The 21357-nt window shown below is 51.1% G+C and carries 14 protein-coding genes; 5 read left to right on the top strand and 9 right to left on the bottom strand.

The genetic code is table 11. The features are described from left to right. Positions 1 to 56 precede the first annotated feature (56 nt). Together xylB and xylA are read right to left on the bottom strand one after the other, a co-directional pair. Entirely contained in the window at positions 57 to 1508 is a 1452-nt protein-coding gene (xylB, locus tag AC0Z7K_RS04540; protein ID WP_485613073.1) for a xylulokinase, read from the bottom strand. Between the two features lie 103 nt (positions 1509 to 1611). Next, positions 1612 to 2931, bottom strand: a complete 1320-nt coding sequence (gene xylA / locus AC0Z7K_RS04535) for a xylose isomerase (RefSeq protein WP_413529658.1) — start codon at positions 2929 to 2931, stop codon at positions 1612 to 1614. Between the two features lie 380 nt (positions 2932 to 3311). On the opposite strand from xylA, the gene xylF reads away from it, so the two are divergent. The 4 genes from xylF to xylR all read left to right on the top strand — a co-directional run bounded on the left by xylF (position 3312) and on the right by xylR (position 8472). Continuing rightward, positions 3312 to 4304, top strand: coding sequence for a D-xylose ABC transporter substrate-binding protein (gene xylF, locus AC0Z7K_RS04530; RefSeq protein ID WP_413529657.1), 993 nt, complete (start codon positions 3312 to 3314; stop codon positions 4302 to 4304). Between the two features lie 65 nt (positions 4305 to 4369). Beyond that, complete coding sequence (locus tag AC0Z7K_RS04525) at positions 4370 to 5911, top strand: xylose ABC transporter ATP-binding protein (protein WP_485613072.1); 1542 nt, start codon at positions 4370 to 4372, stop codon at positions 5909 to 5911. Next, a complete protein-coding gene (gene xylH / locus AC0Z7K_RS04520) occupies positions 5904 to 7103 on the top strand; it encodes a xylose ABC transporter permease XylH (RefSeq protein WP_485613071.1) in 1200 nt (399 codons plus the stop codon). Before AC0Z7K_RS04525 ends, xylH begins: the two co-directional genes overlap by 8 nt. A gap of 181 nt (positions 7104 to 7284) precedes the next feature. Next, positions 7285 to 8472, top strand: coding sequence for a D-xylose utilization transcriptional activator XylR (gene xylR, locus AC0Z7K_RS04515; protein ID WP_485613069.1), 1188 nt, complete (start codon positions 7285 to 7287; stop codon positions 8470 to 8472). A 52-nt stretch (positions 8473 to 8524) separates the two neighbouring features. On the opposite strand, the gene AC0Z7K_RS04510 is transcribed toward xylR, so the two are convergent. The 4 genes from AC0Z7K_RS04510 to AC0Z7K_RS04495 all read right to left on the bottom strand — a co-directional run bounded on the left by AC0Z7K_RS04510 (position 8525) and on the right by AC0Z7K_RS04495 (position 15293). Continuing rightward, the gene (locus tag AC0Z7K_RS04510; protein WP_485613068.1) at positions 8525 to 9949 is read right to left on the bottom strand and encodes a CBM96 family carbohydrate-binding protein; all 1425 of its coding nucleotides are present in this window, start codon (positions 9947 to 9949) and stop codon (positions 8525 to 8527) included. A 359-nt stretch (positions 9950 to 10308) separates the two neighbouring features. After that, complete coding sequence (gene yicI, locus AC0Z7K_RS04505) at positions 10309 to 12633, bottom strand: alpha-xylosidase (RefSeq protein ID WP_485613066.1); 2325 nt, start codon at positions 12631 to 12633, stop codon at positions 10309 to 10311. Positions 12634 to 12670: 37 nt separating this feature from the next. Next, on the bottom strand, positions 12671 to 14038 hold the full coding sequence (locus tag AC0Z7K_RS04500) for a glycoside-pentoside-hexuronide family transporter (protein WP_485613065.1): 1368 nt from the start codon (positions 14036 to 14038) through the stop codon (positions 12671 to 12673). Positions 14039 to 14219: 181 nt separating this feature from the next. Next, positions 14220 to 15293, bottom strand: coding sequence for a sugar ABC transporter substrate-binding protein (locus AC0Z7K_RS04495; protein ID WP_413529651.1), 1074 nt, complete (start codon positions 15291 to 15293; stop codon positions 14220 to 14222). Between the two features lie 542 nt (positions 15294 to 15835). On the opposite strand from AC0Z7K_RS04495, the gene AC0Z7K_RS04490 reads away from it, so the two are divergent. Further along, positions 15836 to 17641: an LTA synthase family protein gene (locus AC0Z7K_RS04490; RefSeq protein WP_485613064.1), complete on the top strand. Its 1806-nt coding sequence runs from the start codon at positions 15836 to 15838 to the stop codon at positions 17639 to 17641. A gap of 123 nt (positions 17642 to 17764) precedes the next feature. Here AC0Z7K_RS04490 and AC0Z7K_RS04485 read toward each other — a convergent pair whose 3' ends face one another. From AC0Z7K_RS04485 to AC0Z7K_RS04475, 3 genes are all read right to left on the bottom strand, one after another. After that, complete coding sequence (locus AC0Z7K_RS04485) at positions 17765 to 18385, bottom strand: glutathione S-transferase family protein (protein WP_485613063.1); 621 nt, start codon at positions 18383 to 18385, stop codon at positions 17765 to 17767. Between the two features lie 148 nt (positions 18386 to 18533). Continuing rightward, positions 18534 to 19817 carry an MFS transporter gene (locus tag AC0Z7K_RS04480; protein ID WP_485613062.1) on the bottom strand — a complete coding sequence of 428 codons (1284 nt, stop codon included), beginning with the start codon at positions 19815 to 19817 and terminating at the stop codon, positions 18534 to 18536. Further along, positions 19814 to 21247 carry a M20 family metallopeptidase gene (locus AC0Z7K_RS04475; RefSeq protein ID WP_485613061.1) on the bottom strand — a complete coding sequence of 478 codons (1434 nt, stop codon included), beginning with the start codon at positions 21245 to 21247 and terminating at the stop codon, positions 19814 to 19816. The genes AC0Z7K_RS04480 and AC0Z7K_RS04475 overlap by 4 nt, the downstream gene beginning before the upstream one ends. Positions 21248 to 21357 lie beyond the last annotated feature (110 nt).

The raw sequence follows: 21357 nt of genomic DNA, 5'->3' as shown, positions 1-21357 counted from the left end.
GCATCGACCTTCGCAAGCCCTCGGTACACCCGAGATCACATCAAGCCCGATTTGGCTTACATCAAATCCTCAAGGCGTTGATACAATTCCCGAAATACCTTCCGCCGCTCCACATACTCCGTATGTCTCTCCGCATCAGGCTGATGCACTTGTTCAAGCGCCAGCTCCGGCAGGAATTGCTCCAGCGGGCTCCCCGAATTCATCGCAATTTGCGCTAATCTCGCGGCACCTAGCGCGGGTCCGACGTCACCACCGGTGCGGTACTCCAGCGTCAGGCCACTGATGTCCGCCAGCATTTGGCGCCAGTAAGGGCTGCGTGCACCGCCGCCGATGAGCGTAATACTGTGTGGTTTCAGGCCGGTGGCATGTAACACGTCCATACCGTCGGCGAGGGCGAAACCGACCCCTTCAAGTACTGCACGGGCGATGTCGGCCGGGCCGTGCTGGTGGGTCAGGCCGAAAAGGGTACCCTTGGCATTAGGGTTATTGTGCGGCGTGCGTTCGCCGGACAGATACGGCAGGAACCAGACCGGTGAATCCGCCGGAGGAGTATTCTCAGCCAGACCGATTAACTCGCCAACGGATGCTGTACCGGTGAGATTCGCAGCCCAGTCAAGACAGGAGGCGGCGCTGAGCATCACCGACATCAGATGCCAGGTGTCCGGCAACGCATGGCAGAAACTGTGTACTGCCTGCTGAGGATTACTCAGGAAACCGTCACTGACCGCGAAGTAAACCCCCGATGTACCGAGCGACAGCATTGCCTGGCCGGTCTTGTACAGGCCGACGCCCACAGCACCGGCAGCGTTATCACCACCGCCCGCGATAACCGGGACACAATCCATCCCCCAGCGGGCGGCCAGTTCCGGTAACAGCTGACCGGTGATTTGATTGCCTTCGAACAACGCGGGCATGTGCTGACGTGTCAGGCCAGTGGCGGCGAGCAGGCTGTCGCTCCAGTCGCGTTTGGCGACGTCCAGCCACATTGTGCCAGCAGCATCGGACATATCGCTGGCGAAAATGCCCGTCATCAGCCAGCGCAGGTAATCTTTTGGCAATAATACCTTGTCGATTTTGGCGAAAAGCTCCGACTCGTTCTCTCGTAGCCACTGCAATTTCGGGGCGGTAAAACCGGGCATCATCAGGTTACCGGTGATGTCACGTGAGTCCGGCACCGCGGCTTCCAACTGCTGGCACTGGCTAAAACTGCGGCCATCGTTCCAGAGGATCGCGGGACGTAATACGTTTTGTTGCGAATCCAGCACGGTTGCGCCATGCATCTGACCAGTGATACCCACTGCTTTTACCTGCTTTAATGCGTGATGCTGCGTCAGGGCCATAACAGCTTTCTCAGTGGCGCTCCACCAGTCAGCAGGATTTTGTTCTGACCACAAAGGGTGCGGACGGGAAAGGGTTAACGCCTCACTGTGGCTGGCCACCACCTGACCCTCTTCGCTGAGTAAAATGGCTTTAACGCCAGAGGTGCCGAGATCGATACCGAGATACATACCAGGTTCCTTTTTTGAGTAAGGTGAAAACCCATTCCTGAAGTCTTACAGAAACAACGCCCTGCAAACCAGAGGCGGACAGGGCGCAAATCACAACGATGTTTTAACCAAACAGATAGCGATTGACCAGATTTTCTAAACGTTCCTGCTGGCCGCTCTGATGCTGAGGGTTGATCTCATTTTGCTGCGCCATCGCGCTCAGAGATTCCAGAGACATTTTACCCTGCAGGATCTGCTGGCCCAGCTCGGTATTCCAGCCCGCGTAACGCTGCGCAACATGCTTGTCCAGTTCACGGCTTTCGATCATACGTGCAGCCACTTTTAGCGCCAACGCCATGGTATCCATGCCGCCGATATGGCCGTAGAACAGGTCATATTTGTCAGTGCTCTGACGACGTACTTTAGAGTCAAAGTTCAGACCGCCGGTGGTGAAACCACCCGCTTTGATGATTTCATACATTACCAGCGCATTTTCTTCCACGCTGTTCGGGAACTGATCGGTATCCCAGCCGCACTGCGGGTCGCCACGGTTGGCATCGACGGAGCCGAAGATGCCCAGAGCAATGGCGTTGGCGATTTCATGATGGAATGAGTGGCCGGCAAGCGTGGCATGGTTCGCCTCGATGTTCACTTTGATCTCTTTTTCCAGCCCGAATTGTTTGAGGAATCCGTATACGGTCGCCACGTCATAATCGTACTGATGCTTAGTCGGTTCCTGCGGTTTTGGTTCGATAAGCAGGGTGCCCTGGAAACCGATTTTGTGTTTATGCTCGACCACCATTTGCATGAAGCGACCCAGCTGCTCGCGTTCCTGACGCAGATCGGTGTTCAGCAGAGTCTCGTAGCCTTCGCGACCGCCCCACAGGACGTAGTTCTCGCCGCCCAGTTTTTTGGTGGCGTTCATCGCATTCACCACTTGCGTTGCTGCCCAGCTATAGATTTCGGGATTTGGGTTGGTTGCTGCGCCAGCACCAAAGCGTGGATTTGAGAAGCAGTTCGCCGTGCCCCACAAGAGTTTAACGCCGGTCGCTTCCTGCTTTTGCGCCAGTACATCAGTCATCACGGCCAGATTGTTGACGTATTCTTTCAGTGACGCGCCTTCCGGCGATACATCAACGTCATGGAAGCAGTAGTAAGGCACGTTCAGTTTTTTGAAGAATTCGAAAGCCACGTCGGCTTTGGCTTTTGCCAGCTCCAGTTCGTTACCCGGCTGCTGCCATGGGCGGACAAACGCACCAGGGCCAAACATGTCGTTGCCGTTCCAGCAGAAAGTGTGCCAGTAACAGGCGGCGAAACGCAGATGCTCAGCCATGGTTTTGCCGAGGATCACTTCTTCAGGATTGTAGTGACGAAATGCCAGCGGGTTTGTGCTGTTAGCACCTTCGTAGCGAACTGCATCCAGCTTGTCGAAATATGCGTGCATTGAAAAACTCCTTGAAAACGGGCCCAGCGGGACTGGGAGGCTGAGGCCCTATCTTCGGAGTTGTCTGTTGTTCTAACAATTACGTTATTTCACACTCAATTTAATAGAATTATTAAATGTGCAGTAGATCGCAAAATTAACCCAGTTCATCTTGCTTTTCTCTTCATTTTTCGTGATGTCTCGATAATAAAATTACTAACCCTTGTTGAATTACAATCAAACCATGATCCCCATCAAATTTCCGGAAATAAACAAAAAATCATAACGAGGTGATTAAAATCTGCAATTGCCGATTAATTATCCAGCGACAACAATCCCTGTGTCATTTCTGTACGGTTCTCTGTATCTGCCTCTTCTTATTCTTATAAAAGGTCTGAAAAATGAAAATGAATAAAATGATTCTTTCTGCCTGCGCTGCGTTGATATTGTTCAGCCAGGCAGGTGTGGCGAAAGAAATCAAAATAGGTATGGCGATTGATGACTTACGTTTAGAACGGTGGCAAAAAGACCGCGATATCTTTGTGGCTAAAGCGAAAACGTTGGGCGCGGATGTTTTCGTGCAATCAGCCAACGGCAATGAAGAAACCCAGATGGCGCAGATCGAAAATATGATCAACCGCGGCGTCGATGTGTTGGTGATTATTCCCTACAACGGCGAAGTGCTGAGCAACGTTATCGCAGAAGCCAAGCGTGAAGGCATCAAAGTGCTGGCTTATGATCGTATGATCAACAACGCCGATATCGATTTCTACATCTCCTTTGACAATGAGAAAGTGGGTGAACTGCAGGCGCAAAGCCTGGTGGAGCGCGTGCCGCAGGGCAATTACTTCCTGATGGGGGGATCTCCGGTTGATAACAACGCCAAGCTGTTCCGCGCCGGGCAGATGAAGGTCTTAAATCCGCTTATCAAAGAAGGGAAAATCAAAGTTGTTGGCGATCAGTGGGCCGATGGCTGGCTGCCGGAAAATGCGCTGAAGATCATGGAGAATGCGCTGACCGCTAACAACAACAAGATCGACGCCGTGGTGGCCTCTAATGATGCGACGGCAGGAGGCGCAGTTCAGGCGTTATCCGCACAGGGTCTGGCGGGCAAAGTGGCGATTTCCGGTCAGGACGCTGATCTGGCGGCCATCAAACGTATCGAAGCGGGTACGCAAACTATGACGGTGTATAAGCCGATCACTAAACTGGCCAATGATGCGGCTGAAATTGCTGTGCAGCTCGGTAAGGGCGAAACGCCTAAATCTAATGCCACTCTAAATAACGGTAAAAAAGAAGTGCCTTCATTTTTATTAACACCTATCCCAGTGGATAAAAATAATATTGAAAGCACGGTAGTGGCCGACGGCTTCCATAAAAAAACAGATCTTTAATTTTTCAATATTTCTATAAAAACAACACTCTCCAGTAGAGTGTTGTTTTTATCAGGGTGCAGAATATGCCAGAGCAATTTGAAAAATCAGCGCTGCTGGAAATGCGTAATATCACTAAAAAATTCGGCGCGGTGAAAGCGGTCGACAATATTAGTATTACGCTCAATGCCGGAGAAGTTTTATCGCTGTGTGGTGAAAATGGGTCAGGTAAATCGACGCTTATGAAAGTGTTGTGCGGTATTTATCCGCAGGGCAACTTCGAAGGAGAGATTTATTTTTCCGGTGAAAGACTGAGTGCTAAAGGGATCCGTGATACCGAACAAAAAGGCATCGCTATAATTCATCAGGAACTGGCGCTGGTGAAACAACTGAGCGTGCTGGAAAACATGTTTCTCGGCAACGAATGGGGCAGTTACGGCCTGCTCGATACCGACAAAATGTATCTGCGCTGCCAGCGCATGCTGGCGCAGGTGAAACTGGATATTGACCCGCATACGCTGGTCGGCGATTTAGGCCTGGGGCAGCGTCAGCTGGTGGAGATTGCCAAAGCGCTCAATAAGCAGGTGCGACTTCTGGTACTCGATGAACCCACCGCCTCGCTGACCGAAAGCGAAACCGCCGTTCTGCTGGATATTATCCGCGATCTGCGTCATCACGACATTGCCTGTATTTATATCTCCCACAAACTGACTGAAGTAAAAGCCATTTCTGACAAACTTTGCGTCATCCGCGACGGAAGGCACATTGCCACCTGCAACGCGGCAGGCACGTCAGAGAAGGAGATCATTTCGATGATGGTCGGGCGCGAATTAACGGAACTGTTTCCGCCCCGCGACCGGCAGATTGGCGCTGAGATTTTACGCGTCGAGAACCTGACCGCATGGCATCCGGTGAACCGACACATCAAACGGGTAGATAACGCCGGTTTTACACTGCGGCAGGGTGAGGTGCTGGGCGTGGCCGGGCTGGTAGGGGCGGGACGAACGGAAATGATGGAATGCCTGTTCGGTGTCTATCCCGGACGCTGGTCAGGGGACGTCTGGCTGGAAGGCCACAAAGTGCAGATAACCGACTGTCGTGATGCGATGCGTCGTGGGCTGGCGATGGTGCCTGAAGACCGCAAGCGTGACGGCATCGTGCCGGTCATGGCGGTAGGCAGCAATATTACGCTGGCCGCACTCAGTCAGTTTAGCCACGGCGGGATTCTGCGCGAGGCGCAGGAGCAATTCACCATCAGCGAATCAGTGAAACAGCTGAAAATTAAAACATCTTCCTCTGAACTGGCGATTGGTCGTCTGAGCGGCGGTAATCAGCAGAAGGCTATTCTGGCGCGTTGTCTGTTGCTTAAGCCAAAAATCCTGATCCTCGATGAGCCTACGCGCGGAATTGACGTCGGGGCGAAGCATGAAATCTACAAACTGATTGGCCAGCTGGCTGCTCAGGGAATGGCTATCATCGTCATTTCCTCTGAGCTACCCGAGGTGTTGGGGCTCAGCGACCGTGTGGTAGTAATGCATCTCGGGCAGGTTAAAGCTTGTCTTGAGAACAACAATTTGAGCCAGGAACAGGTCATGGAAGCCGCATTAAGGAGTGAATCATATGTCTAAATTTACCCAACCAGAAACCACCCCTAACTCCGCCAATGCAGGCAAACTGGTTGCCGCATTTTCTCTGCAAAAGCTAAAAAATATTAACCTTCAGGTCTTCGTTATGCTGGCGGCGATTGCGGTAATTATCGTTTTCTTCAGCCTGACGACCGAGGGTGCGTACATCAGCGCACGTAATATTTCTAACCTGCTGCGCCAGACGGCGATCACCGGCATTCTGGCCGTCGGCATGGTGTTCGTGATCATTTCAGCGGAAATCGATTTGTCCGTGGGCTCCATGATGGGGTTACTGGGCGGCGTAGCGGCAATTTTTGATGTCTGGCTTGGCTGGCCGCTGCCGCTGACTATCGCGGTAACGCTGATACTGGGATTATTGCTCGGCGCGTGGAACGGCTGGTGGGTGGCGTATCGCAAAGTACCGTCATTTATCGTGACGCTGGCAGGGATGCTGGCTTTTCGCGGGATCCTCATCGGCATCACCAGCGGCACTACGGTGTCACCGACATCTCCTGCGATGTCGTTAATTGGCCAGAGCTATCTGCCTGATTCTTTCGGATTTGGTATTGGTGCGGTGGCGCTGGCGGCATTTATCGGCTGGCAATGGCGCAGACGCAAACAGCGCAGCGCGCTCGGGTTGCCAGTTGCCGCGGCGAAAACGGACGTAACCCGTCAGGCGCTGACCGCTATTGTGGCGCTGGGCGCGATTTATCTGCTCAACGATTATCGGGGCGTCCCGACGCCGGTGTTGATTCTGGTTGCGCTGATGTTGGGCGGGATGTTTATGGCGTCCCGCACGTCGTTTGGTCGTCGTATTTACGCGATTGGCGGCAACATTGAAGCGGCGCGCCTGTCGGGTGTAAACGTCGAACGCAGTAAGCTGGCGGTGTTTGCCATTAACGGACTGATGGTGGCGATTGCCGGTCTTATTCTCAGTTCACGTCTGGGGGCCGGTTCTCCTTCAGCCGGTAACATTGCCGAGCTGGATGCGATTGCCGCATGTGTCATTGGTGGCACCAGTCTGGCAGGCGGTGTCGGCAGTGTGGCTGGTGCGGTGATGGGGGCATTTATCATGGCCTCGCTCGACAACGGCATGAGTATGCTGGATGTACCGACTTTTTGGCAGTACATCGTGAAAGGCGCAATTCTGCTACTGGCGGTGTGGATGGATTCTGCCACCAAGCGCCGGGCATAAAAGCAGCAGGAACAGCGGAATTTTCAAGCGTGGGATCTGGAAAACTTGTGGCACCTCACATAATCACAACGCCAGACCTTAAGAATCTCCGCTGTCATGTTATTGAGCATCACACTTAGCCTTGTTCCCCCGTGCGGTGGGGCAAGGCTTTTGTCAATGTGATCATCGGTGAGAAACAGGTATGTTTGAAAAACGCTACAGGATTACGCTGCTCTTTAACGCCAATAAAGTCTACGACCGGCAGGTGGTGGAAGGTGTGGGCGAATATTTGCAGGCCTCACAAAGCGACTGGGATATCTTCATTGAAGAGGATTTTCGTTGTCGCATTGATAACATCAAAGACTGGCTGGGCGACGGCGTTATTGCCGATTTTGACGATCGCGAAATTGAAACGCTGCTCGAAGACCTCAAGGTGCCGATTGTCGGCGTGGGCGGGTCATATCATCGTGAAGAAGATTATCCGCCCGTGCATTACATCGCCACTGATAACGTTGCGCTGGTAGAAGCGGCGTTTATGCACCTGAAAGAAAAGGGCATTAATCGTTTCGCCTTTTATGGTTTACCCGATACCGGCGGCAAGCGCTGGGCGCAGGAGCGTGAACACGCGTTCAGAACGCTGGTGGCTTCTGAGCAGTATCAGGGCGTGGTGTATCAGGGGATGGAAACGGCGCCGGAAAACTGGCAGCACGCGCAAAACCGGCTGGCCGACTGGGTGCAAACTCTGCCGCAGCAAACCGGGATTATTGCGGTGACCGACGCCCGCGCCCGTCACTTATTGCAGGTCTGCGAGCATCTCAATATTCCGGTGCCGGAAAAGCTCAGCGTGATCGGCATTGATAACGAAGAACTGACGCGTTACCTCTCACGCGTGGCGTTATCTTCTGTGGTGCAGGGGACGCGTCAGATGGGCTACCGGGCAGCGAAACTACTGCATCAGTTGCTCGATCAGCGCGATTTGCCATTGCAGCGTATTTTAGTGCCGCCGGTGAAAGTGGTGGAGCGCCGTTCTACCGATTTCCGCTCATTGCGGGATCCGGCGGTCATTCAGGCGATGCATTATATCCGCTACCACGCTTGTAAAGGTATCAAGGTGGAACAGGTGCTGGATGCCATTGGCATGTCGCGCTCTAATCTCGAGAAGCGTTTTAAGGATGAAACCGGGCAAACCATTCACGGTGTGATCCACGAAGAAAAACTCGATCGTGCACGTAATCTACTGGCGGCGACATCAATTTCGATCAACGAAATCTCGCAAATGTGCGGCTATCCTTCACTGCAATATTTTTATTCGGTTTTCAGAAAAGGTTACGAAATGACGCCGAAGGAATATCGCAGCCTTCATGGCGAAGGAGTGTATCAGGACAGTTAAGGTTTTCTGAAACGAAGAAAATGCCCTGCTCAACGTTGAGCAGGGCAACCGGTTAAGGTTCTACGACTTGTTGATAACCAATCAGCATCAGCGTTGGTGTTTTCCCGCTTTCTTTCGAATTCACGGTAATGGTGCGACCGTTTCGTTCCCCGCCGATATAATAGGCGACTTCGGTCTTCCCTGCGGCTAACGCGGCACGAACGGCTTTATCTACATCGACATAACGGAACTGCTGGACATTATCCATATATATACTGCCATCAGCGGTGTAGTTAAATGCCGGTTTATTATTCCAGGTGACGGTGTTTTCATCCCATGAATTTGGATCGGTTGGATAGAAGAAAATAGAAACCGCCGCGTTGTCTGTAGTATTACCATCGTAGACACGAATTTTATATTTAAAGCTTACGCCAGGATAATCGTCAATATTTGTTGGCAATGCTGGGATCTTAAATTTCATTAAGGCCAGCATTTGTTTATTTTGATCACGCCCCGGAGAATTCCAGTTATCCTGAACCAGTAATGTCGGCACGCCACCAAAGTTTTTATCACTGTCAGTCTGGTTGCTGACATAGGTGTCGGCTTCGGCATCAGAATAGCTGTATGGGATATTCGTGCCACAGTCCATTGAGTAATTCATGCAGCGGTCAGCCATGAATTTCGTGGCATCGTCAGTCCATGCATTCATGAAATCACCGTGTGCGGTATAAATACTCCCCCAGAGCGTGGTCAGATTGCCGTCGATCATTTTAGGATCAAGCGAAAGCTTAATTTTACTGACATCCAGAGACGTGATTTGTGGCAGCACATAGGCGATGTTCATATTCAGTTTTGCCAGTTTAACCGGATGATCTGCCGGACACTGACCGTTGCTGTCGCTATAGACCGCGTTATTGGTGCCTTTGGCCTTCAGATTTACGCCATCCCAGCAGTCAGGGAACATCACGCCGATATTAAATTGCACGGCGTCACCCGCAGAGCGCAGGCCGCAAATTTGATCGGCAGTATTGGTGTATCCATTGCCGTTAGCACACAGGAAAGTGACATGTGGGTTAGGCTTGGTACCTTTGTGATCTCCCGCCAGGAGTTGCAAACCGTGCGGATACGCGGTGATCGGATACTGCAAGACGTTGTTGGCCTGATAGTAGTTCTTGATGTATGACGGGTGCACGATGGTGCCATCGGGCAATTTCATGGTGGGTACCCAATAGCCTGTACTGTCTGCTGCGTTATTACAGGTCGTTCCTGAATTGAGCAGCAGACTTTCCGCTGTGGAGTACGCATCTGTTGAACGGTTGCCGACAAAATCATGGGACATTGCCATGCCAGGCATTCCTGGCATTAAAATGGCATCGTCTGGTTTCATGTGGCTGAAACTACAGTCAACGTTAATTTGCGCATCGGCAGCCAGTGCTGCATGAGGCGACAGCGCGAGGGAGCCGGTTAACAGGGCTAACGAACACAAGGTATATTTCATGCTGAATGTCCTTCCGATTATCTTATAGGAAACGTCGCGAATGTATGTGTGAAGTAAACGTCAATCACCACTCAATATTAATTTTCTGTCCCAACAATGAAACATTTCATCGTCCTGTGGTAGAGGGCAGGGCGTCAAAATGGATTTCAGGTTGGGTGAGGTCATTTAATATTTCTCATGGGCAATAATTATTATTTGATAAACCTCCTGAGAGATACTCAAATTCATCTCAATTAAGGATTGTGAGTTATTTTATGGTGATAACAGGCGGGAAAGCCGTACTGAAGCGCAGGCGAAAAAAAAGCCCCGATGCTTAATAAACACCGGGGCGGGGTACGACTATTGATAAAAACTACATTTTATAACGTGATGATGAACGGTTTATGACCATATTCCGGTGTGATCACCATCCCTTGCTCACTTGCCGATGCAGTAGCCATATCGCAATGCGCCACATTGTGAATGTTACGCAGGCACAGCGTCCAGTCAGTTGCTTTACCTTCGCTGGTCAGCGTCAGCATGTTACCGCTGCGATGAACGTTCAGGGTAAAGACCACATTGCCTTGCAGATCGGTAATCTGACTTTCGGCAATCGCACCGTCTTCCAGCTCGAACAGATGGAATTGCGGACGCTCACTGTAGTCGTAATCCGGCTTCTGATCGTTACTGCCCAGCGCCAGCAGCGTATTCGGGCGAACATACAGTGGCAGGCTGTCGAAGCCATGCTGCTGACGGTGCCAGCGCGAACCTTCTGCGACATCATTGTTCAGCAGATGCGTCCAGCGGCCCTGCGGCAGATAGAAATCGACATCTCCTTCTTCACTGAACACCGGCGCAACCAGTACATCGTCACCGAGCATGTACTGGCGGTCCAGATAATCACATGCCGGATCTTCAGGGAACTCCAGCATCATGGCGCGCATTACCGGTGTGCCCTGGCTGGCGGCCTGCGCGGATGCAGGATAAAGGTACGGCATCAGGCGGCATTTAAGCTGTGTGAACTGACGTACCACGTCGCAGGCTTCGTCGTCGTAGACCCATGGCACGCGATAGGATTTACTGCCGTGCAGGCGGCTGTGGCTTGAGAGCAGCCCGAAAGCGCACCAGCGTTTGTAAATGTGCGCTGGTGCAGTGTTTTCGAAACCTCCGATGTCGTGGCTCCAGAAGCCAAAGCCAGACAGGCCGATAGACAATCCACCGCGCAGGCTTTCCGCCATGGATTCGTAGGTGGCGTAGCAGTCGCCGCCCCAGTGTACCGGGAATTGCTGAGCGCCTACCGAGGCGGAACGTGCAAACAGAACGGCTTCGGATGCGCCGAGTTTATCCTGCAACGTTTCATACACCAGTTTGTTATACACAAACGCATAATGGTTGTGCATTTTCTGCGGATCACAGCCGTCGTGCCAGACTACGTCAGTCGGAATACGTTCGCCGAAGTCGGTTTTAAAGCAATCGACCCCCATATCTACCAGACGTTTCAGATGCCCGGCATACCACGCGCTAGCCTCAGGGTTGGTGAAATCGACAATGCCCATACCTGCCTGCCATTTGTCCCACTGCCAGACGTGGCCATCGGGACGTTTCAGCAGATAGCCTTTCTCTTTGCCTTCGTGGAACAGCGGTGATTTCTGACCGATGTAAGGGTTAATCCATACGCAGATTTTCAGGCCACGCGCTTTCAGACGTTGCAACATGCCTTTTGGATCCGGGAAGGTGGCCGGATCCCATTCGAAATCACACCACTGGAAGGCTTTCATCCAGAAGCAGTCGAAGTGGAAAACGTGCAGCGGCAACTGACGCTCGGCCATGCCGTCAATGAAGCTGTTAACCGTCGCTTCGTCGTAGTTAGTGGTGAACGAGGTGGTGAGCCACAGACCGAATGACCAGGCGGGCGGTAGCGCAGGACGGCCGGTCAGGCGGGTATAACGGTCGAGGACTTTTTTCGGCGTCGGGCCATCAATGACGAAATACTCGAGGTATTCGCCTTCGACGCTGAACTGAACTTTAGAGACTTTTTCAGAGCCGACCTCAAAAGACACACATTCCGGGTGATTCACCAGCACGCCGTAGCCACGGTTAGTCAGGTAGAACGGAATATTTTTGTAAGATTGTTCGGTGCTGGTGCCGCCATCGCGGTTCCAGGTTTCGACGGTCTGGCCATTTTTGACCAGCGCGGTGAAACGTTCGCCGAGGCCATATACGGTTTCGCCGACGCCCAGATCCAGCCGCTCCATCATGTAGGTTTTCTGGCTGTTGCCGTCCTGCACGTAACCGTTAGATTTCGCTACGCTGCCAGTAATACGGCGGCCATTGCGCAGGAAATCCAGCGTCCAGTTGTTGCCTTTGGTGACGCGCACCGACAAATCGCCGCTGTGTAATGCTGCAAAGTCATCGTTGTCTTCAAAATGCAGTTCATGCGTATCAGACTGGATCAACGGATAGTGCGGACCTTTGTCCATTTCACCGTCAAAGTGCGTAATGCGCACGCCGATTACGCCGGTCTGCGGCGAGAAGAAACGCAGTGTAAACAGCGGGGAATCCAGCTGACTGGCGCGTTCCGAGGCATCTTTCGGCGCGGCATAAATCACCATCTCGTTCCCAGATCTCTGCACTTCAAACACCTGTAACGGGTGAGTGAGTGTCAGACCTTCCTGGATCAACCAGTTACCATCACTAATTTTCAAGGTGTAACCCTCCTTTTAAACGTCATCCTGATGAAATTTATTTCATAAAATCTTGTTGATTGCGGCGGATGCCCTGCGCGACTTCGTCAATAATGCGGCGCAGCAGCGGGGTGCGCAGAATGTAATAGCGTTTACAGATGATGGCGCTCAGCAGGTAGCAGACCGCCGGAACCAGCGTGAACAGCGCGACAATGCTGGTCATGGTGGCAGCGTTCTGTGTGGCTGCACCGGACTGATAGCCGGAACCGGCCAGCATCCAGCCGATCATTGCGCCAGCCAGAGCCAGACCCAGTTTCAGCACGAACAGGGAGCCCGCGAAGCTGATGCCGGTCAGGCGTTTACCATCATTCCATTCGCCGTAATCGACGGTGTCGGACATCATCACCCATTGAATAGGGGTGACGAGCTGATGCAGGACCCCGATAACAAAGATAAAGATGAACATCAGCACGCTGCCATTCACCGGCAGGAAGAACATGCACAGGCTGAGGGCGGCCAGAATGGCATTGGTCCACCAGAAGACGCTGACTTTGCATTTCCAGTCGGTCAGCGGTTTTGCCAGCGCGCTGCCGAGCAAGTTGCCGACGGAGTAAACACCAAGGAACCAGGCGAACAGCACCGGATTGCCCAGAATGTAGGTGACGTAATACATCATTGCGCCGCCGCGAACGGCGACAGCCATGATATTGAGAATGGTCAGCAGGCCGACGATGCGCCACTGGTCGTTATGCCAGATATCACGCAAGTCTTCGCGCATCGTACCGGTCGGTTTGCCTGGATCGATACGTTCTTTGGTGGTGGCAAAGCAAATCGCCAACATCACCGCCGCGACAATCGCCAGCACGGCGATCCCGCCCTGATAGCCAAGCGCCTGATTACCTTTACCAATCAAGTTGACCAGCGGCATCATGAGCACAGTACTCAGCATGCCGCCCGCAGTGGCCAGCACGAAGCGGTAGGATTGCAGGGAGATCCGCTGTTCCGGATTGTTAGTGATCACCCCGCCGAGGGCGCAGTACGGGATATTAACCACGGTATACATCAGGGTCAGCAGCGTATAGGTGATGGCGGCGTAAATCATTTTGCCGGTCATGCTCAATTCGGGCGTGGTGTAGGTGAACACGCAGACAATGCCGAACGGAATGGCGCCAAACAACACGTAAGGACGGAATTTACCCCAGCGGGTCCGGGTCCGGTCAGCGAGTAATCCCATGCACGGGTCAGAGATAGCGTCCAGCGCGCGCGCCAGCAGGAACATAGTGCCAACGTAGCCGGCCGGGATGCCGAAAATATCGGTGTAGAAAAACATCATGTACAACATGACATTATCAAAAATGATATGACTGGCGGCGTCGCCTAATCCGTAACCAATCTTTTCCTTGACTGAAAGGATTTCTGTACTCATTGCTTCATTGTCCATATGAAAAGGGAGAGTACTTTTTTAACGGTTGGCGGGAACAAGGGCTATTGAGATTTTTCCTTCTGAATTTATGTTTCTTTATTTCTGTGATCGCAGGGGGCAAAAGGCGGAAAGTTGAGCGGGGGAAGTGGTGAAAAAACCTCCCGTCTCCGGGAGGCTCAGGAAATTATTTTTTGTACTTCGCTTCCAGTGTGGCAAACCAAGGGGCGGTAAAATCTTCAGATTTGCCCCAGCCTGGAATAATTTTGCTCAATCCGGTCACGTTGACGCTGTCAGGTTGGCTGAGTAACAGAGACTGTGAAATGGTCTGCGCCGGGAACTCGTAGGTGGCAGGCGTTTTCTCACCGGCAATTTTCAGCGCCACGAGGCGCAGGTTGACTGCTCCGATCAGCTGGGTATCCACTGCCGCAGTCATCTGCCACGGGCTGCCTTTTTCACGCATCAGTTGCAGATCCTGATTCGATACGTCGATGCTGTAGAGTTTGATTTCAGTACGGCCATTCTCTTTGAGCGCTTTATACGCGCCCTGACTGAAGGCATCCCATGCGCCCCAGATTGCGTCGATCTGACCCTTTGGGTATTTCGCTAAGATAGCCCCAACTTTGTTGGCCGTATCGCCCTGCACGTCAGAAGATACCGCGCCGATAGATTCCAGCTGATGAATGCCCGGATTCTCTTTGAGAATGGCTTCGTAAGTTTTCTGACGGCGCTCCATCGGTGGGAAACCAGCCACCCACAGCTTGACGATGTTGGCTTTACCGTTGAAATCTTTGACTAACTGCCCGACCGAGGCTTTCGCCAGCGATGCGTCGTCCTGACGTGTCACTGTCACGCCCGGAATATTTTCCGGCACTTCAGTATCAAATGCGGAAACCGCGATACCCGCTGCGGCGATGCGTTTGACCAGTGCTTCAGAGTACGGGCCGCGACCCTGCGACAGAATGATGCCGTCGTATTTCTGGCTGATGGCCTGATTGACGAAATCCTGGAATTTCGCATCGTCGCCGTTACTCAGAAACGTATCGACCTTAAAGCCAAGCGCGCGACCCTGTTTGATCGCACCAGCGAGAAACTGGGTCGTGTTATCGTCCGAGCCAAGGTTACGCACAATGGCAATGCGCACCGGACCGTTATGTTGAGCAATCGCTGCCGGAACAGGCGCTGGCGTGGTATCAGCGGCAAACGCCGGAAGGGCGGAGAACAGGCTGAGTGCCAGCAGGGATGCGGATATTTTTTTCATTATTTAACAACTCCGTCGGTGCGATGTTTGCTTGATGCAGGGAAAACATCTGGTGTCATTTCGGTATGCAATAAGGCATTCCAGAGTGAGGATGTACAGAAGTCTGTCTGTCCAGACGGCTATTCTGTCGAAGCAGTCTACCGGTATGTTAAGAAGGAGGGAATGCCTTGTAGATATTATATTTCTGCCCGGCGTTATTCCTGTTAGTTATAGATGGGCTTAGCTTTTGAGTTCATGACGAGCACAATGCCAGAATTACTATTTCCTTATAGGGATAGTGGTTTAACTTAACTTTAACGCTTTTATTGGAATGAATTGATGGTAGTCCACCAAAAGCTAATGACACTAAGCAATCATTATGTATGAGATGTTTGGATTTTCGGATTTTGGTGTCTATTAGGCGTGATGTTTGCAAAGGGTCAGGTTTAGTTAGTTAACTAAAGTGAATTGAAAAAAAATACATCTTCTGCGATCATGTCGACTTTCGGAAAGTGTTAGTGCAATAATATTTATTTTTAATCATCCTCAGAGAGTGTAAAGGAATGGCCAAAATAGCCGAATTGTTTTGTAATAAAAAAAATGGGAAAGTATTTGAACAATTGAGTTACTACTCATTAATAATTGATTTTGTTTCATTGTTAATTCTCATTTTTATATACATAAAAACGTTACAAGTGCCTCAGGAGATTTATCTTTTTGGTGATAATGAAAAACGATTAGGTTTGTTTTTATGGACAATGACACCCGTGTTTTCCATTTATTTATTTCTCAGGATTCTCCGCATTCCGTTTTTGCCTGCGCTTATTTTAACTGCAATGTTATTTATTTCATTGAGCTCTGTTAACAACACCAAAATGGCTATTACAGGAGAGCCTTTGTCTTGGACAGATTTAACAGCTACTGATAATATTTTGCTGGCAATAAAATATGCTAATAAGTCACTCCTATTTTTTTATTTTTTTGTTATTATATTGGTTTCTTTTATTACATTCAAAATAAGCAGTCAGATAAAAACAAGGTTTCTTAATTATTCAATAGTAGTCTGTGTTTTTTTTATCTCCAGTGTCTTTGCGCTGACGCCCTATATACTATCAATTGAGAATAATAACTATTTTTTAAAAGAAATTAATCAAGCTGCAAGAAATGTAGGGATTGTTTATAACTCATGGGATCTTCCTCAAAATTTTAGAGAACATGGGTTACCTATTCACTTGATACAAACAAGCGTAAGAAAAACTGTTAATAAAGCAACGAGCGATGAGAGGGATTTTTATCATAAAGAAGAAATTACAAATAAAAATTCAGTTTTGAATACTCAGATTCCACATCAAAATATAATTTATATTTTATGTGAGTCGTGTTGGTATGATAGTAATCATTTTAAAGATTCAGTTTCACCTTTACTTACAGAAGGGTTTAGAGAGTTGAGAGCCATTTCTCCTGTTTATGGTGGGGGAACAGCAAACTCTGAATTTGAGATGCTCACTGGTTTACCTAGTGCAGGTAAAACTCTTTCAGGTATTATTTATATGGAGTACTCAGAATTAATAAATCCTCATTCGCATACATTAGCCAGTGCGTTAAGGTCTAAAGGATACGAAACATTTGCTGCCCACAATAATGATAAAACATTTTGGCGTAGAAATGTCATTAACAAGAAATTTGGTTTTGATAAATTTTTAGGCATTGATAGTATGGGTACTGCACCAGATGATATTTTGAAAAATAAAAAACCATGGCAATGGCAACCAGATGATATTCTTCTATATGATACGGCTGTAAAGGAATTACAAAATAACGCTAACAAGAACGTCTTCATGCATTTAGTTTCAATGTCGACCCATGGTCCCTATGGTTACGACAATGACTTCGGTGAGGGGCGTTATCATTACGAGTTAACTCAAGCTATGCAAAGAATTAGTGGATTTGTCAAGGAAGTTGAAAAAATATCCCCTGATACAGTTTTCGTGATATATGGCGATCATAAACCAGGTCTTAATAGATTTTTTTTCGAGAATGGCATTCTGCCCGCTGTTATATTTGATAAGACAGGAAAGAAAGATGAAGATTTTTCATTTGTTCGTAATGTCAGCCCTGTTCAGTATGGTGATGTTCCAGTTTTAATAAAATCACCAAACAAAGAAGCTGTTGATAATGTAATCAATGAAGCTTCTGGGCAACCATTTTTCTGTTTGACAGGCATAATAGATAAAAACTTAATCCATTCGGGTTTAGTTACATTTAGTTATGTTTTTAGAAACAGTTGTGACAAGAACCTTAATCTTAGTTATTCAGAAATGACAGATAAAGTGCCTGGTTGGCTTTATTCTCTTTCCATTTTCGAATAATGAGAGTGAGCCTGTTTAATACCAGGCTCATAATTATCAGCACGTATTAACGATTTGTTTAGGACTAATTAGCCCAGGTAGTTCAGTAAAGTTATAAAATTGTAGCCAATTTTATAACACGCCTTAACTCAGCGGGATCATCACCCGTTTCTGGAACGCCGGACGCTGCGTCAGTTGCTGATACCAGCGCTCAATATTTGGGTGCGACTGGCGTTTGATGTCCAGTGAAAACCAGGAATAGGCATAAATTCCCAGTGGAATATCGCCGAGCCCGAACTCTTCTCCCGAAAGCCATTTCTGCTTCGCCAGCACGGCATCAGCAATTGCCCAATACTTCTCGAACGTTTCCATTCCGCTGGCTACCAGGGCCATATCGCGCTCGGGTTCGGGAATGCGCACCAGCGTCTGATAGACCTGACGGTACGGCGTGACCAGCGAATTACTTGCCCAGTCCAGCCATTTATCGGCACTGGCACGTTGCTGCGCGCTGGCTGGCCAGAACTGCTCCTCGCCCGAACGTTCGGCGAGATAACGCAAAATAGCGTTCGATTCCCACAGGACGAAATCATCTTCCTGCAGGCAGGGCACCAGGCCGTTCGGATTCAGGGAAAGATAAATCGGGTCTTTGTTTTTTCCATACGCGCCGCCCGCGTTGATGACTTCATACACCAGACTCAGTTCATCGAGCATCCACAGCACTTTTTTGACGTTAGTCGAGTTTTCACGGCCCCACACGGTGATCATTCAGAACCCCTTGTTTCAATAGAGAAAGACTGATTGTTGTGATGATGACTGCTTAAGACTATAAGCCACGGAGCACAATTAAGCGAAGCGAAAAAAGAAACGCTCAGCGACGACGGCATTGCCGTCGCTGAGCGTGGTGTCGTGCGGATTAACGCTGAAGTTTCTGCGCTTTAAACAATGACCAGACGCTGAGCAGCGCGACGACCATCAGGTAATAGCCTGGTGCCAGGCTGCTGCCGGTAGCGGAAATCAGCAGCGTACAGATGAACGGTGCGAACCCCCCGAATACCGTGACCGCCACGTTATAGCTGATGGCCATGCCGCTGGCGCGGGTGGTTATCGGGAACAGATCCGCCATCATCGACGGCACGGCGGAGAAATAAACTGATTTCAGCAATGCCAGCCAGCTGATAAGCAGCAGCAATGATACCGCCGAGGTGTACTCAAGCATCAGCCAGAATGCCGGATAAATGGTGACCAGCATCAGCACCAGCGAGCCCCACATCAGCGGCAGACGACCCACTTTTTCCGCCCATAATCCCATCAGCGGCGTGACCACCGTCAGGATAATCCCGGCGGAAAGCGTGGCGGTAAAGCCTGCCGAAGCCGGAAGATGCAGCGTTTTAGTGGCATACGTCGGCACGTAGTTCAGCATGTAGTTGATGGCGGTCGACACGACCATCAGGCCGATGGCGATAAAGAACAGGCCTTTCTGAGCGCGCACGATTTCTTTCAGCGGCGACGCGGTTTTTTCAGCGGTGCGGAAGCTTTCAGACTCTTTAATATGGCGGCGGATATATAACCCCACCGGGCCAATCAGCAGGCCAAAGATAAACGGAATGCGCCATCCCCAGTCCTGAAGTTGTGTTTCCGTCAGCAGAGCCGATAACCCAAGACCAAACGCCGAAGCCAGCAACGTGCTCGCGCCCTGCGTGGCGAACTGCCAGCTGGCGATAAAGGCTTTGCGCTCCGGGAAATGTTCCACCAGAAATGCCGTGGAGCTGCCGAATTCGCCGCCTGCGGAGAAGCCCTGAATCAGACGCGCAGCGAGGATCAGCAGCGGCGCGGCCATACCGATGGTGCCATAAGACGGCGTGACCACGATGATCAGGCCACCGAGCATCATCAGGCTGATGGACATCAGCAGCGAGGCTTTACGCCCGTGTTTATCGGCATAGGCTCCCAGGACAATGGCACCCAGCGGACGGATCAGGAAGGAAACGCCGAAGCTGCCGAAGGTGAGTAACAGCGAAACGGTCGGATCAGACGTCGGGAAATAGGCGTGGGCGATATAGCTGGCGAAGAAGCCGTAGATTGCGATATCGAACCACTCCAGCGCGTTGCCGATACAGGTGGCGAACAGCGTTTTCATCAGGTTAGGCTTTTCAGCCATGCTGTTGGCCGGTGTTGAAGATGCAGTTATCTGGCTCATTGAACCACTCCGGCTTGCGCGCTTTGATGTGCGTGATGTTGACCGAGCAGGTCAGAACCCTGCTCGCCGAGATCCCATAACAGATGGGTCATGACAGCCAGCCCTTCGCGGGCTACCGAAATCAGCATATGTTCATTGACGCCGTGCTGGCCGCAGGCCGGATAAGAATGCGGCACCCACAGCGTCGGCAGGCCGAGAATGTCGGCGAACACGTCGTTTGGCAGTGAGCCACCGAGGTTCGGTAGCAGCGCCGGTTTTTTGCCGGTGGTTTGCTGCATGATGCCCAGCGCCCAGCCGACCAGCGGATCGGTCGGATCAAATCGGGTTGCCGCAGAACCGCGCATAAATTCTACGTCTACCTGCGGGAAGCCACGGGCATCAAGATGCGCGCGCACATGTTCCGCCAGATTTTGCCAGTCGGTGCCCACCACAAAACGCAACTGACACACCGCCGTAGCATGGCCAGGAATGGCATTCATCGGGCGCTGCGGATTGCCGGTCAGGAATGACAGGACTTCCAGCTGATTCCACGCGTAGAGACGCTCGGTCGGCGTCAGACCGGCTTCGCCCCAGTTTTCGTCGATCTGGGGATCGTTTTCGCCACCGCCGACCTCGACGTCGCTGAGGATTTCACGAATCGCCTCGCTGACCGCCGGCGGTTTAAGCGCCGCGACCTGCAACTGACCGTGCTGATTCAACAGACAGGCCAGCGCATTTGCCAGCTGGGTGCCGGGATTGGTGAGCAGGCCCCCCCAGTTTCCTGAGTGATAGGCGTTGTCACGTGCGTTGACGGTCAGGCGAAAATTCACCGCGCCGCGTGAGCCGAGGAACAGCGTCGGGCGGGCGGCACTCAGGCGCGGGCCGTCGGAGGCGAGGAAAATATCCGCGCTCAGTTCTTCTTTATAAGTGCGGCACAAATCGGCCAGACCGGGAGAGCTTATCTCTTCACCCATTTCGAACAGCAGTTTGCAGTTAAAGCCAAGACGCCCGTCGCGGGCTTTAAAGATTTGCGCCAGCGCCGCGAGGTTGATGCTGTGCTGGCCTTTGTTGTCCGCGCTGCCGCGTCCGTACCAGCGGTCGCCTTCTTCTTTCAGCGTCCAGGGTGAGAGATCGCTGCGCCAGTTTTCATCGTCACCGAACACCACGTCACCGTGGCCGTAACTGAGCACCGTCGGCAGCGCGCTGCCTTCCATGCGTGTCGCAATCAGGAAGGGACGGTTCGCCGCGTGAGGATTGTCGACGCTGAGCAGACTAAAGCCCATCGCCGATAACGCCGGTTTAATCTCTTCATCGAGGTAACGCGCCAGTTCGGCGTCGCGTGAATTACTCTGGCTTTCGGTCGCAATAGCGACCCGGCGCGCCAGAATTCGCTGATATTCACCCTGATCGAACCAGACCAATGCCTGTTCAACGATATTATCCGCTGTCATGAGGAACCTGCTTATGTTGTGTTTGTAATCTTATTGTTGGTTTTTTTAGCAGTTTCACTCTAAGCGCTGCGTAAGCGTTGCCACAATAATAATAATTGCAACTTAGCGTT

The organism is Rahnella sp. 1L-D-7-B-C2, from assembly GCF_057290995.1.
Note: the sequence above shows the minus strand (reverse complement) of the source record. Positions and strands in the feature narration are given on the sequence as shown.

Bases quoted from the DNA above. Each gene is read 5' to 3' on its own strand.
- xylH (WP_485613071.1), top strand. From the start codon at position 5,904: ATGTCTAAATTTACCCAACCAGAAACCACCCCTAACTCCGCCAATGCA.
- AC0Z7K_RS04485 (WP_485613063.1), bottom strand. From the start codon at position 18,385: ATGATCACCGTGTGGGGCCGTGAAAACTCGACTAACGTCAAAAAAGTG.
- AC0Z7K_RS04475 (WP_485613061.1), bottom strand. From the start codon at position 21,247: ATGACAGCGGATAATATCGTTGAACAGGCATTGGTCTGGTTCGATCAG.
- AC0Z7K_RS04490 (WP_485613064.1), top strand. From the start codon at position 15,836: ATGGCCAAAATAGCCGAATTGTTTTGTAATAAAAAAAATGGGAAAGTA.
- AC0Z7K_RS04500 (WP_485613065.1), bottom strand. From the start codon at position 14,038: ATGAGTACAGAAATCCTTTCAGTCAAGGAAAAGATTGGTTACGGATTA.
- AC0Z7K_RS04495 (WP_413529651.1), bottom strand. From the start codon at position 15,293: ATGAAAAAAATATCCGCATCCCTGCTGGCACTCAGCCTGTTCTCCGCC.
- xylA (WP_413529658.1), bottom strand. From the start codon at position 2,931: ATGCACGCATATTTCGACAAGCTGGATGCAGTTCGCTACGAAGGTGCT.
- AC0Z7K_RS04480 (WP_485613062.1), bottom strand. From the start codon at position 19,817: ATGAGCCAGATAACTGCATCTTCAACACCGGCCAACAGCATGGCTGAA.
- xylR (WP_485613069.1), top strand. From the start codon at position 7,285: ATGTTTGAAAAACGCTACAGGATTACGCTGCTCTTTAACGCCAATAAA.
- AC0Z7K_RS04510 (WP_485613068.1), bottom strand. From the start codon at position 9,949: ATGAAATATACCTTGTGTTCGTTAGCCCTGTTAACCGGCTCCCTCGCG.
- xylF (WP_413529657.1), top strand. From the start codon at position 3,312: ATGAAAATGAATAAAATGATTCTTTCTGCCTGCGCTGCGTTGATATTG.
- xylB (WP_485613073.1), bottom strand. From the start codon at position 1,508: ATGTATCTCGGTATCGATCTCGGCACCTCTGGCGTTAAAGCCATTTTA.
- AC0Z7K_RS04525 (WP_485613072.1), top strand. From the start codon at position 4,370: ATGCCAGAGCAATTTGAAAAATCAGCGCTGCTGGAAATGCGTAATATC.